Consider the following 13,399-nt stretch of genomic DNA (forward strand, 5'->3'; position numbering starts at 1 on the left):
TGGTAATGAAATTGAAGAATGTGAATTAGGTGAGTTAGTTTCACTGTTAGAAGCTTTAAGTTCTGAAAATTATCAAACAAATTTAAAACAGATTATTAAACCAAACAATTACTTGGTTTCACCGTTCAATGATGTTGATTTATTTATGAACTCAAAATACTTTCTAGCTCCGATTCAAAATGAGAGAAAAAAACTATTTCTTTCTTCACCTCATAAATACTTTACTGTAAGCGGCCCTGCTGGAAGTGGTAAGTCTTTGTTTATTTATGATTTAGCAAAAACTCTTTATTCAGAGAATAAAAATATAAAAATAATACACTGCGGCTATTTGAATTCTGGTCATGAAACTCTAAATAGTTTATATGGCTGGGATATTTGTATGGCTCATCCAAATACCATAGAGGATAAAGAGAGTTTTTCCAATTTAGATGTTTTATTTATTGATGAAACTCAAAGACTTTATAACAATCAATTAAGAAATTTGATAGAGTATTCACTAGAATATGATTATAAAATAGTTTTTAGTTTTGATAATTTTCAAATTCTGTCGAATTCAGATCCAGCTAGAGAAAATGAACTTTATATAAACAATAACCTCGAAAACTTAGTTGAGCTGAGATTAAATGATAAAATTCGCTCTAATGCTGATATTAATATTTTCACAAAGCAAATATTCAATTTCCAACCAAATAGGAAACAAGTCATTAAAAAAGTGACCATCGAATATATAATCGAAGATGAAAATGTCATGAATTTCATACAGGCACTTGAAGAAAAAGATTGGGTATATATACCTTTCACCAGAAGCAGAGACAATATATCTTATCATCGATACTGTTATCACAATGATCATTTAAATTCACATAGAGTAATTGGTCAGGAATTCGATAAGGTAGTTGTTATACTAGATTCCAGCTTTTATTTTGATGTGAATAACATTTCTTACAGAGGGGATGCATATTATCTTCCAAGACAAATGTTATATCAAAATATGACAAGAGCTAAAGAACAACTCAAAATAGTAATAGTTAATAATTTCGATTTATATAAATCATTAAATAGAATAGCAATGGGCTTAGATCCACAATAGATGCCTTGGCTATATCACTTGTCTAATTAGATTTTCTACTTAATATAGGCTAACATCTAATTTTAAGCACTGCCTGGACTTTTACTGTTATATTTGCTATACTGTGATAAGTAATCCGAAAGGCGGCGTTAAAATGCCCTATGCAATTGACTTATTCTGTGGTGCCGGTGGATTTAGTGAAGGTATATTACAAGCAGGTTTTGATATAGTCTTTTCAAGCGATAAAAGTCCAATGGCACAACAAACTTATACTAACAGACATACACAATTAGGAATACTAGATGGGATAGATACTCATTTTGAACTGGCTGATATAAAAGAACTAACTGCGGAATTAATTTTCGATTCTATCAATAGATTAAAGTACGGTTCAATATTTGAAGTGGGTTCAATAGATGCTATTTTTGGTGGTCCTCCTTGCCAAGGTTTTAGTAGGCTTGGAAAGAGAAACTCAAGCGATCCTCGAAACATGCTTTTCCATGAATATTTAAGGATAATTAGAGATGTAAGACCAAAATATGTCGTGATGGAAAATGTAACTGGCATACTAGATATGTCTATGTTAGACTTTCCAAGCGTCATTGACGATGGGACATATGAAGGTCAGCATTTAGTGCCTTCTATATTAAAAGCTGAACTGAATTCTTTAGGTTATAATGTTCTTGATATTGAGATTTTAAATGCTGCGAATTATGGCGTTCCTCAACAAAGAAACAGAGCTATTTTTTTAGCATACAGAAATGATGTTTCTCCTATAAAATATCCTAAAATTCAAAATGACTATGTAACGGTGCATGATGCTTTCGGAGATTTATATAGTAACCATGCCTATTCAACTAATTATTCTTCTGATAGTGTTAAAGGACGTACTAATTCTAGAAAAACTAATTTACCAATTAAATCATTAGCACCTTCTAATATGGAAGTATCTAAACATGACGAATTAATTACTGAACGATTTTCATTATTTAGATATGGTGAGAATAGAATAAAAGTTTTAGATCGTATTAGAACTAGTGGTATAAATTTATTAGAACTTTCTCCAAGATTATTTTATGACACACTTTTTCAGTTGAACAATCTTACTAATGTTCAAACTATAAAAGACGAGTTAGAAAAATTAGAAGTTTTACCGACTAAAGAGCTGACTTCAAATTGGCTTACATTAACTAATAAGCAACTTTCTTTGTTAAGACAATATGATTCGAGCTACTCTTTATTTACTACCAAGCAATTTAACCAAGAATTAAGTACTTTATCAAAAAAGCTCGGTATTTCCATAGAGCAAACTTTAATTTTCTGGAACAATATTAAGGATTCCTTAAATACTGTTTATAGTGAGCAGCTCCTTCATCAAGAATTATTAAATGGAAATATAACTGATGAAATAGCAAATTCTTTATTAACGAAAAAGAATATTAGAAGTCGTTTAAATCCTGAGTCGATTTCACCCACAATGGTAACTTTGCCGGATGATTATATACATCCAGATTTCAACAGAATATTGACCGTAAGAGAAATGGCAAGGTTACAATCGTTTGATGATAGCTTCGAGTTTCTTGGCAAACGTACAACGGGGGGTAGTAAAAGAGCATTGGAAACTCCCCAATTCACCCAAGTCGGTAATGCTGTCCCTCCCTTGCTTGCAAAAGCAGTTGCTGATGAAGTAATGAAAGCATTAATGATGTGAACTTCCCTATTAATTTCAATAGGGAAGTTTTTATATTAATTCTATCTTTTCAATACTACCAAAAAGTAAAGCCCTTGATTTACTTTTTATTCTCCAAGCATTACCATGATTCTTCCCACTGTACTTACCTTTAGGAGTCGTATAACCTCTCCAATCATAGGTGATAACTCCTGTTTTTATCATTGCAAGAAAAGTAGCAAATTGAGGAGACCTTGTAAGCTCTACGGAGTGATATTTAAACTCGCATATATCTCCATTTTGTCTTTGATCAGCCTTGACCCATAAAGTAGCTGGGTGCTTTGCATGCAATTCTTTTTCTAGACCCTCAAATGTCCAAAATGCTACTACTTCACTTACTTTATCAGTTATTTTCTTCCTTATTTCAACTCTCTTCTCTTCATCAGCAACTTCCAAGTAAAAACCTATACTGTTCTGCGGAGAAATCTTTGTCCCTATAGTAACGTATAGACTCTTATGATCGGGATGTTTGTCTGAGAAGTAACCATAGTGTCGAGTAAATGCTGAAACTCTTGATTTATCAATAGGTTCAATGCTAGCTATATAAGTTCCTTCAAAATTCGGACGTAAAGTAAATAAAGTATCTAATGTTTTACCCAGTTTTGATTTAATTTCAATTTTTTCATCAAAATCAGCTTTTTTTGAATTATTCGCTTTGATTCCCAGCAAAAATTCTAATGTATCTCCTACATCCTTTGGTGCTACTTTTCCTATCCCTTTAGAGTTTGGATGATATCCTTGTCGAGCAATATCTTTAATTAATGGCAATAATTTATCTACCGAACTCTTAATATCATCTATCCCGAAAAATGAAGTGAGAAGTTCTTTACTGGGTGTATTTCTTGATGTATTTACTAAAATCACTTTAGGTTTATCATCTATGACAGCCACAGTAAAATACAGTAAATCTCCTCGAGCAAGTACTCCCTCCTCTACGAGCTTTTTAATTCCGTAAATGGAGAATCTAGGATCACTTCTTTTTCCTTTTACTTTATAAAAATTCATTCGTACATTTAGCTGATTGTTATTGTATATCAAAGTCGCAAAAGCAGAATGACCATTACTGCCACCATTTAGAAGTTTTTCGTAATCCAACACATTATAACGTTTTAGTAGTTCGCGTAATAAAACATTAGCATCAATATTATTTTTATTGAACATTGTGTCAGTTAACCTAATAAGTGCATATTCTCTGCTATTATATTTATGGATTAGTTGTATAATTTCCAATTCGTCAGTATATGGCTCAAAAATCATATCTTAATTCCTCCTCTTGTAAATAGTTTTTCTAATGGTTGATCTACTGTCTCTGATATTTTTATTAAAGTTCTTAAAGTCGGATCTATTGTTTTACCGGTCAATAACTCACTTAAAGTTGATTCACTTGCTCCTGGACTTGCTGACAAGCTCTTTTGAAATCTCTTTTTAGAGATGCTTTCTAAATTGTTTTTAAAAATTTCTAAGTAATTATCATCAATAAACTTGTTTTCTCTAAGGAAACTTTCATCAACATCAAACCTTGAGAACATACTTGAAAAATTTACATCTAATGCCCAAGCTACTGAGATACAAGTTGATAATTTAAAGCTGGGTTGAATGTTTTGTGAACAACTAGAGATTTTAGATATCGTTTGTCTTGATAAATTAGATTCTTTAGCTAATTGATTTTGAGTTATTTTTTTAATAACTAAAATTTTTCCTACGTTCTCACAGAAAAGAAATTCCATTCAAGTTTCCTCCTATTGAATTACAGTTATTTTATTCTTTTATGCCTTTTTAAAATTCGGTTTAGTTTACATATTTAAAGGCAAAAAAGCCGATGTACCCTTAAAGGAGACATCGGCTTTTAACTAACTAAAATATTCTAATGTAGGCACCTAATACATCAAAAACGTTGTAAAGTTATCATTTAAATTAAATTATTTGATAATAGGTATATAAATCGTGATAGTTAATATTAATTCCATAGGATTTATAAAAAACACTTCTTTTCTTAAACAATGTGTTAACAATTTCTTTTCTCTGTTCTTTTTTTGCATAATGGATTTTCCTATGACAATTCGGACATAAGCAAGTTATATTATGGGCAAAGTCAATGCTATAATCATATAAATCCTGTACTGCCATAGGTATTAGATGATGGGCTTCTATGTATGGTTTATTATTATAGTCGCTTATAAATGTTTGATGATTACTATTATATTCACACGTCCAGTTCGCTAATTCCTTAGCTTTATTGACTTCTATAATACTTCTAGGATATTTCATACTCGCATTATGATTAACTTTATTTTCTTTTAATAGTGGCTCTACTTTTTCATTTCTTTCTTTATAAGAATAAATCTCTTCTTTATTCATTTTAATGTTTTCATTTAATCCATTAATGTAATCATCTATGGGCTGTTCATATAACATTTTCAAATTTGTCAAAAATGAGAGATAACATCTTATAGCAGCATTAGGAAATCTAGCTTCTTTCACGTTATATTCACTAAACCCCTCAAATTTAGTTAATTTTTCGATGAGCTTGTATGAATAAAAGGAGTATGGATCATTTATAGTTGTGCCGGAAATATCATCAGCTATTAAAAAAATCCTTATTAAATATCTAGTATAAGAGCCAGCTTTTTCACTTTTACCATCCTTTGCTCTACCAGCCTTAACAGTTAAAGTAGAAGCAAATTTTTGATATTCTATGAAAAATTCTTGATGCTTAGCTTTCATAGCTATAAACTCTTGTTCCGTGGCTGCTATTTTTCTAAACAACCCAAGCCCTCCTTATCTTATATCGTTTTATTTTGTTTCTCGCTATCACTTTTTTCTGTCCGGTATCTTAACTATTTCATCTACTGTCATACCGAAAAACTCTGCAATCTTCACTAATTCCACTCCTGTGATGACCTGCTCACCATTCTCTATCTTTGAATATTTCGACGATACATGGCCTAACATCGCTGCGACATCTTTAGCTTTAATCTCCAAGTTTTCTCTATGCCACTTGATAGCTGTGACTAACTCTTCATTATCCATCATTTTACCTCACTTTTTTAAAGTGAGGATATCAATTTACATATAATAAAAACGAATTCTTCCCATCTTGGAAAGAATCCGCAATTCGCTCTATATTTATGATATAATAAAGGATTAATATTAACCCTAAAACTTAATTAAAACTTTCTTCATTAAAATTGAAACCCGATTCAACCAGCATTTCAGCAAATTCTTTTCCTTGAATAATTCTTATTCCATTATCTAAAGGTTCATTTTCAGCATTTTCTATTACTTCCCCAGTGTTTATTAACCACTTTATTACTTGATAATTGTTAGAATCCTCATCTTTTTCTACTTGGTATTCCACTAATTGTTTGACACCATCTAGATTTGAAATTCCCTTATGAAGTTTCGCTTGTACATAGATCATAATTTTTATCTTTTCAAATACAGCTTTAACATCAACATCAGCTATAAATTCGTTACTAGGCATTTTCACATTTTTAGCCGGTATAGTGACCTTATCTGCTCCGACATTTTTGAAATATTCTTTAATTAATTTTTCAAATGTAATATCCGTTAATGAATTTTCGATATAATCTTGTACTACTTCAATCAATTTAATTTTTGTTTGAAGCACTTTATTAGATACTTTTATCTTTTTTCGATAATGATCGATAACTTCTTCTACATCTTCCTTCAAGTCACCATGAAGCACTAAATTAGAGCCCTTAAACTTAAGTTTTTTATGTAATTCTCCAGTTATGTAATCTTTTCTTGAAATACCTTCCTCTATTGACTCCACTTCAACAACGAATCCTAAATCGTACGTATCTATGTGAGATACAGGCTTTCCCTTTACTTTGTAAATAGATACCTCGTTCGGTGAAGGAACTATAACAGTATCTCCTTCTCTTAGCGACAAGAAATTAAATAGAAACCAAGCTCTATGGCCCGACAATCCTTCTTTACCAACTTCTTTTACTGCGATTCTATATACTTCTCTTCCTTGTTTTGCGGCTTCAGCAAGCTTCTTTTTTTCTTCCCCGGTAAGTGTTCCCCATCCTATTGATAGCAGCCTTGTTTTATCATCTTTTGTTCCCAATAACTTTCTTGCTCGGTCTCCTTCATGAGTAATACGATGAATTAAATACATTTATAATCCCCCTTTAGATTTGTAGTTAACCACTATCATTAAAAGAAATATTTCATAAGCATTATATAATATTTGAAGCACTTTTATGTAAAATAACCTATTATTGAGAAAAAACGGATTCTTCCCATCCTGGAAAGAATCCGCAATTCACTCAATATTTATCATATAATATATAGTTACCCTTTGATTACTTCTATCATCTGCTCCTCAGGTAACTGCATGAGATGTTCTGCTGTCAGCTGGTCTACACTGATGATACTTCTATCTTTAACATAATACGGCTCAATATTACTGCTTAATGCATGTGTGATTTCCACAGTGCAGTTCTGGTGTGCCGCCATATGTTCTTGTATCACCATTAGCAGCTGTCTGAATGCTGTTTTACCCGGGTCATAATGCATCTCATACTGAAAGATGAATTGGTTGAGTGATGTTTTGTCTTTATAAGCTCGGTAATTCCCAGCTAATGCCTCCATCACTGGACTAATTATATCGTGATTAGATCCGATATAAATATAATAAGTCACATCTGTTCCTCCTCGATAGGTCGCTGATAGAGCATCAGATCCACTTTCGTCACTGACTCCCCGATGGTCACGACTTTGCCGCGCCACAAGTTGAACTCATAGTAATAACCTTTGTCTTTCAGCTGGGTGATTTTTAAGGGCTCATGTCTGTCGAAATACTTCGCGTAATGATTCTCCAGATAACGTACAATCAGCGGCTCAGGCAACATGGTCTCTACCCCTTTTTGACGTTATTGTAGCTTATGAGCTGTCCTCAAAGATTTATTTTTCCACTATGGAAATTTTACACAATAAATCTACATGTTATATTATAATATATTTTTACGTCACTCTGCTGTCAGCGCCTGTTTGATCAAGTTCTTCATCGCTTCCACTCCCGGCGCCTCTAGGTGGATGCCGTCTGATGCGAAGTATTCGGGATGGTTCACTGATGCTGTGTACCAGTCGATCACGTGTACATGGCGGTGTGTTTCAGCCGCTTCTTTCATCAGCTGATTGACATGCGCCTCATAATCCAGCGGCACTTTCGTCGTCACCAGGAAGACATCCGCTTTGTCGAAATAGCTGAGCAGTTTGTCCAGGTGTTCTTTTGTGAAGTCGCCGTTTGTACCGACATGCAGCACGACTTTGCGGGCCGGATGATTGAACGACTGATACTCGGCAGCAAGCGGAATCGCCTGATAGATATTGCGGCCGACTTTGCCGTCTATCTCTGCATCCGGGTATTCTTCTTTCAGCGCATAGTAGATGTCAACGAGCAGCGAATCGCCGATGAACAGCGGCGCCAGCTGCTGTTCTGCTGTAGTACCGGGATGTAGTTTAGCGAGCGGCTTCGGTTCAGGCAGTATGCTTGCCGTCGATGTCATCCGTGCTTCCTGGATCGGCGCATGGTAGTCGACGTATTTGTAGCCGGTGAATAACGTCACAGCGGCCAGTGCCAGTGCGACTGGCGCTGTTTTTAGCGATACGCCTTTTCTGAACGGCTGTTCGACCAGGTGATAGCTGAGGACGGCGAGACCGATTGTCAGCGCGATATCGATGCCATATATGTATGACGGCAGCTCACCTTTGTTGAAATGTGCATGTGTCAGCACGATGACCGGGTAGTGCCAGAGATACAGGCTGTATGAATAGCGGCCGATAGTCGTCAGCAGCTTCCAGCTTAAGAGCTGATTCAGCAGGCTGCCCGGAAAGACACATGAGGCGATGATGACCAGCGTGATGATGCCGAGTACACCGAACCCGCCCTGGTATAAGTAGCCGCTTGAATCACGGACGACTACGAAGGCGCCCATCAGCGTGAAGAGCGCCGTGAAACCTAGAATACTCATAATTGTTCTCGTCATGACCCCCGGTTTCGCCTTCAACTGGTGGACCGGCCAGATAAACGCGAGCAGCACCCCGAGCATTAATGTCTGCAGCCGGGTGTCCGTCCCGAAATAGAGGCGTGACGTGTTCATGCCCGGCTCGTATAAGTAGTTCATCCATAGACCTGAACAGACCGCAAGGAGCGCGAAATAGAACAGTGTCAGCTTGCGGTTATTTAATGTCAGAAAGAGCAGCAGCATACAGGGAAATACGAAGTAGAACTGCTCTTCGATGGCAAGTGACCATAAATGCTGCAGCGGCTTCGGATTAAATGACTGAAAGTAATCGACCGTATCATAAATGTACCACCAGTTGGTCACATAGAGCAGGACGGCGACGATGTCTTTTCTCAGCTGTTCAATGAGCGCCGGCTGAAAGAACAGACAGTAGTTGAAGACTGTCACGATCATCAGCAGCACGGCCGGGAACAGCCGCCGTATTCTTTTCATATAGAAGGTTGTCAACCGGATAGTGCCGGTCTCGCGATGTTCTTTTAAGAGCAGTGTTGTAATCAGGAAGCCGGAGATGATGAAGAACGTGTCGACCCCTAGAAAACCGCCGGGCAGTATCGCCGGATTTAAATGATAAATGATAATAGCAATGACGGAAATGGCACGCAGACCATCGAGCCCCGGCATATAAAATAAATGGTTTTTCGATTTCATGGCATTACCTCGTTTTGTAATATTAACGTAATATAAATGTAATATATTTCATAGAATTAATCAACAATAAGTAAATAAAAGTAAATTTTCCGATAACTTGATGGGTCTCCTCTATTGTACTCAGCAGCTTAAAGTTTTCTTAAATTAAGTGTCTATTCGTGATTCCATAACTTGGACGGAGTATAATTAAAGCTGTACTAATTAATTGATAAGGAGATGAGCATATGGATTTCAGAACAATAGTAGATTTTTTGAAGGACAGACAGTGGGAGAACAGAGAGCTCGGCATGGCCTTATTATTCATTGTCATCGCAAGTATATTCACTACACCGATTCTTGGCGTGCCGCTCGGAATCGCCGCTTACCTTTATGTCTATCAGCGGGAGAACATCGCACAGTATAAACGTAACAGAGACCAGTTTAAAAAATAATAAAAGAAGCTCCCTGGCGTTCACGGTTAAGTGATGCCGGGGAGCTGCTATTTTTTATAGTAATATCTTGTAAAGAACCTGCCTTCCAGACCCATCTTCTTATAGTAAGCTGCCATCTGCCGGGCATTATGATAAGCCCACATGACGTCTGTGGCATATTGATGGTGGCCGGGATTTACCGGATTGAAGCGCATCGAATACAGCGTGTGCTGATTGTCACGTGATAAGTATTCACTGTGAATAAACTCAGCGCCTCCTCTCACAGCCTTCTCCGGCGTGTCCCAGCCGCGCTGCTGCGCCAGCCGGGCACCGTCCATCACTGGGTTTTGGTCATAAGCGCCGATACCGAAGAAGTTATAATAACGCCGGCCCGGCCCGACTCGTCTCTCTCGCCTTTTTTGTTCAGCTTGATTCCCCGCGCAAGTTCACTTCTGCCCTTGCCGGTTTCAAGCATCGCATGGCTGATCAAATAAATCTCGTTGACATCTTCTTTCTTTGACGCCTGATGAAACGCATGACCCATCCCGTCCAGTATGCCCTGTCCTTCAAGCAGCTCATCAAGCGCCGATGCACGAATATGCTGCGACATCTTCAAGTTCAGGAATTGATAGCGCTGCTCTGGATGGAAATACAGTTTATCCGGCTGCATGAAACGGTCGATATCACCTGCATCTGCCCTTGTCCATGTGACACCGTCAGAAATCACAGGCCCTGCTTTCAACTGAAGATTCCGTGCCTGCTTGTATGTAGCATTCACAGTGATCCGCCTGTCTTCCATGCTTTCTTCATAAGCCGCAGTAGACATCTTAATCATCGTATAAATAGCAACCCCGATCAATACAAGAATGCCAGTCATAATCCATTTATTCCTGAGTTCAAGCTGTCGGTTCGTCATCCGTCTCTGTGCCAAAATAAACCTCCATGTTTAACCCGGTTTTAAAAGGGGTAATTTGTAACTATACCCCTCTTTACTATCTTGCTATACACCTGCAGCTCACTCCTGCAGGTGCTTTTTTCATCTTAACTTTAGCAAATAGCCGCGCCAAAAGAAAGATATCCTTTTCACAGAAATCTGTTGCAAGAAAAAACAAAATAAAAAAGCCGAACCCTGGAGGGCTCGGAGTGAAATTCTTAGTGGAAGTTTCCTTCATCTACTTTAACATAGTTAACACTTGTCTGATCAGTCACTTTAAATGTGTTGACTCCGAATAATACAGCTAATAATGATAATGCAACTAATCCTTTAGATAATTTGTTTTTCATTTTGCTTCCTCCATTTTAGGTAATAAATTTTTGAATGCTGTTAATTCTTGTTCATATAATTCGATTAAACCAATCTCATTCTTAATTTTTGCTAGACCGTAGCCGAGAATAAATAAATCTTTATCTCTGTCACTAATACTATTGATGTCCTGCTTGGCACCACAATACAAGTATAACAAGCGATCAAACAAATACATAATGTTATTGTCCAGGCACATAGTTATACCCTCTTGTGCAAACTCTATGCATCTATGATAATCATTGCTCATCATTAATAATCTTGCATATTGATAATACACTTTTACAGCTGTTTCATTATAAAGTTCATTACTTTTAATAATGTACTTCGCTTTTTCGATAGCTCTATCTGCTTTTTGCAGTTCATTAATATCCCGGTAGAAGATTGCAAGTGAGTTGTAAATGCTTGCTTCCAGTTCAGCATCTTTAAAATTAATATCTTTACCGGCTAGCTCTTCAAGGCGCTGGATAGAATCAAGCAAATCCTTTGAAGTGTAGGCTGAACACACTGCTTTCACCCAGTTAAAATACCGATATTCATAATCGGAGATTATAGTCTGTAACTGTGCATCAACAAATACTTCTAAAGTGTCAAACTCTCGTGACTCCAAGTAGTCCTGACATATCTTCTTACCTCTAATGGTGTTATTGAGTTTCTCCACTCCGAAAAAGTAATCCATGCTTACATTCAGTTTATTCGCTATTAAAAACAGTGTTTCTGAACTCGGCATGATTTCATTTTTCTCAATTCTACTGACTTGACTTTGCGTGCAAATATCTTTTGCCAGCTCGGATTGAGTCATTTTCACTTCTTTTCGTCTTTTAATAACTTTATCTCCAATGCTAATCGGCACAACTTCCCTCCTTCCATTGCGTAAATATTCTGAATAAGGTGCTATAAATAATATACCTCATAAATATATTATATGCAATATTGCATGAACACATTTAGAAATATTTTTCAGTTAATGTCAAATAAAAAATATCCTCCCTTTAAAGGAGGATATCGTCGTCATTCTTATAAAATTTTCAAGCCGCTTTTCTCGATATCTTTTGCGAAGCCTTTTACTGTATCAACTGACAATTCGTTAACGTCGCGACCGATATTCGGAATCTTCTTAACGACATCACCCGGACATGTAATGATGTCACAGCCGATTTCATCCGCTTGAATGACATTGTACAGTTCACGGCAGCTTGCCCATAACAGCATAACGCCTTCTTTAGAGTGACATACTTTTTCTGCTTCTTTCATCAGCGGCAGCGGGTCTACGCCTGTGTCCGCGATTCTTCCCGCAAATACAGATACGTAAGTCGGCACTCCTTCTTTTACCGCTTCAGTGATTTCTTTCACCTGTTCAATTGTGTACACTGCCGTCACGTTCAACTGAACGTCCTGTGCAGATAATTCTTTGATCAGCGGGATCATTGATTCGCCGTGTGTATTAACGACTGGAATTTTAACGAAGACATTGTCGCCGTATCCTTTTAAAATCTCTGCTTCTTTACGCATTGTGTCAAGATCATCCGCGAAAACTTCAAATGAAATCGATGCATCCGGAATGGCTTTTACTGCGTCCAGTGCAAACTGCTTATAATCAGTCACACCCGCTTTCGCCATGAGTGAAGGGTTTGTTGTGAAACCATCCACCTCTTTGTTATTGTAAGCTGATTTCATCTGCTCGATGTCAGCACCGTCCGCAAATACTTGTACTTTCAAGTCTTTCATTGTGATTCCTCCTGTAATTGAAGTTTTGTCATTTTCACTATAACTTTTATCTTTTCTAATTACAAACGAAAGAATCCAGTATTACAGTCGTGTCAATTTCCATTCTGCATGCTAAAATGGTTTCATACTACTTGAGGAGGCTTCTATGTATAAAGGACATAAATTTTTCTACCTCTCTATTATCTGTGTCTTACTCAGTATATTTCTGAGCGTTCATAATCCGGTCATTAAAAGTTTATTCGGCTCAATCAATGCGATTATTTTATTTACAGGTCTGGTCAATGCCATTTTACTCGTCATCAGCATCGTATTAATTGATAAAGCGATCAAGCATCCGGAGCAGTCATCTGAAGGTGTCTACAGATGGACGAAAGTCTGGCCGTGGGTCATTCTTGTAGTGATTATTTATCACTTATTGTCCGGTTTATTTTTATTCGGCATTATTTAGAAATT

The 13,399-nt window shown here is 36.7% G+C and carries 17 protein-coding genes; 4 read left to right on the top strand and 13 right to left on the bottom strand.

Features of this window, described 5'->3' with window-relative positions; genetic code table 11:
- Together ERX35_RS07570 and ERX35_RS07575 are read left to right on the top strand one after the other, a co-directional pair.
- Positions 1-1,090, top strand: a 1,090-nt coding sequence (locus ERX35_RS07570; protein ID WP_149459323.1) for a DNA/RNA helicase domain-containing protein, incomplete at its 5' end; no start/stop codon positions are given.
- A gap of 133 nt (positions 1,091-1,223) precedes the next feature.
- A complete protein-coding gene (locus ERX35_RS07575; protein ID WP_149459324.1) occupies positions 1,224-2,780 on the top strand; it encodes a DNA cytosine methyltransferase in 1,557 nt (518 codons plus the stop codon).
- 30 nt (positions 2,781-2,810) lie between these two features.
- Here ERX35_RS07575 and ERX35_RS07580 read toward each other — a convergent pair whose 3' ends face one another.
- The 8 genes from ERX35_RS07580 to ERX35_RS07615 form a co-directional block, all read right to left on the bottom strand.
- Positions 2,811-4,055 (bottom strand): MvaI/BcnI family restriction endonuclease, encoded by a 1,245-nt coding sequence (locus ERX35_RS07580; RefSeq protein WP_149459325.1) that lies wholly within the window; start codon positions 4,053-4,055, stop codon positions 2,811-2,813.
- Positions 4,052-4,525: a helix-turn-helix transcriptional regulator gene (locus tag ERX35_RS07585; protein ID WP_149459326.1), complete on the bottom strand. Its 474-nt coding sequence runs from the start codon at positions 4,523-4,525 to the stop codon at positions 4,052-4,054. Before ERX35_RS07585 ends, ERX35_RS07580 begins: the two co-directional genes overlap by 4 nt.
- A gap of 187 nt (positions 4,526-4,712) precedes the next feature.
- The gene (locus ERX35_RS07590) at positions 4,713-5,564 is read right to left on the bottom strand and encodes an HNH endonuclease (protein WP_149459327.1); all 852 of its coding nucleotides are present in this window, start codon (positions 5,562-5,564) and stop codon (positions 4,713-4,715) included.
- 45 nt (positions 5,565-5,609) lie between these two features.
- On the bottom strand, positions 5,610-5,828 hold the full coding sequence (locus tag ERX35_RS07595) for a helix-turn-helix domain-containing protein (protein ID WP_170234577.1): 219 nt from the start codon (positions 5,826-5,828) through the stop codon (positions 5,610-5,612).
- A 133-nt stretch (positions 5,829-5,961) separates the two neighbouring features.
- On the bottom strand, positions 5,962-6,945 hold the full coding sequence (locus tag ERX35_RS07600; RefSeq protein WP_149459329.1) for a restriction endonuclease: 984 nt from the start codon (positions 6,943-6,945) through the stop codon (positions 5,962-5,964).
- Between the two features lie 176 nt (positions 6,946-7,121).
- Complete coding sequence (locus ERX35_RS07605) at positions 7,122-7,472, bottom strand: hypothetical protein (protein ID WP_149459330.1); 351 nt, start codon at positions 7,470-7,472, stop codon at positions 7,122-7,124.
- Complete coding sequence (locus ERX35_RS07610) at positions 7,469-7,681, bottom strand: hypothetical protein (RefSeq protein WP_149459331.1); 213 nt, start codon at positions 7,679-7,681, stop codon at positions 7,469-7,471. The genes ERX35_RS07605 and ERX35_RS07610 overlap by 4 nt, the downstream gene beginning before the upstream one ends.
- A gap of 117 nt (positions 7,682-7,798) precedes the next feature.
- Positions 7,799-9,505: an acyltransferase family protein gene (locus ERX35_RS07615; protein WP_149459332.1), complete on the bottom strand. Its 1,707-nt coding sequence runs from the start codon at positions 9,503-9,505 to the stop codon at positions 7,799-7,801.
- A gap of 224 nt (positions 9,506-9,729) precedes the next feature.
- Between ERX35_RS07615 and ERX35_RS07620 the strand changes: the two genes are divergently transcribed.
- Entirely contained in the window at positions 9,730-9,936 is a 207-nt protein-coding gene (locus ERX35_RS07620) for a VraH family peptide resistance protein (RefSeq protein WP_149459333.1), read from the top strand.
- A gap of 47 nt (positions 9,937-9,983) precedes the next feature.
- Here ERX35_RS07620 and ERX35_RS07625 read toward each other — a convergent pair whose 3' ends face one another.
- The 5 genes from ERX35_RS07625 to ERX35_RS07640 all read right to left on the bottom strand — a co-directional run bounded on the left by ERX35_RS07625 (position 9,984) and on the right by ERX35_RS07640 (position 12,946).
- Positions 9,984-10,253 (bottom strand): hypothetical protein, encoded by a 270-nt coding sequence (locus ERX35_RS07625; protein WP_246143143.1) that lies wholly within the window; start codon positions 10,251-10,253, stop codon positions 9,984-9,986.
- Positions 10,253-10,846, bottom strand: a complete 594-nt coding sequence (locus ERX35_RS07630; RefSeq protein ID WP_149459335.1) for a glucosaminidase domain-containing protein — start codon at positions 10,844-10,846, stop codon at positions 10,253-10,255. The genes ERX35_RS07625 and ERX35_RS07630 overlap by 1 nt, the downstream gene beginning before the upstream one ends.
- A gap of 221 nt (positions 10,847-11,067) precedes the next feature.
- Positions 11,068-11,199 carry a hypothetical protein gene (locus ERX35_RS11655; RefSeq protein WP_281290589.1) on the bottom strand — a complete coding sequence of 44 codons (132 nt, stop codon included), beginning with the start codon at positions 11,197-11,199 and terminating at the stop codon, positions 11,068-11,070.
- Positions 11,196-12,071, bottom strand: a complete 876-nt coding sequence (locus ERX35_RS07635; RefSeq protein ID WP_149459336.1) for a helix-turn-helix domain-containing protein — start codon at positions 12,069-12,071, stop codon at positions 11,196-11,198. The genes ERX35_RS11655 and ERX35_RS07635 overlap by 4 nt, the downstream gene beginning before the upstream one ends.
- A 164-nt stretch (positions 12,072-12,235) precedes the next feature.
- Entirely contained in the window at positions 12,236-12,946 is a 711-nt protein-coding gene (locus ERX35_RS07640; protein ID WP_149459337.1) for a transaldolase, read from the bottom strand.
- Positions 12,947-13,091: 145 nt separating this feature from the next.
- Between ERX35_RS07640 and ERX35_RS07645 the strand changes: the two genes are divergently transcribed.
- Positions 13,092-13,394 (top strand): hypothetical protein, encoded by a 303-nt coding sequence (locus tag ERX35_RS07645; protein ID WP_149459338.1) that lies wholly within the window; start codon positions 13,092-13,094, stop codon positions 13,392-13,394.
- The last annotated feature ends 5 nt before the right edge of the window (positions 13,395-13,399 follow it).

This window comes from Macrococcus equipercicus (genome assembly GCF_004359525.2).
Taxonomy (GTDB): Bacteria; Bacillota; Bacilli; order Staphylococcales; family Staphylococcaceae; genus Macrococcus; species Macrococcus equipercicus.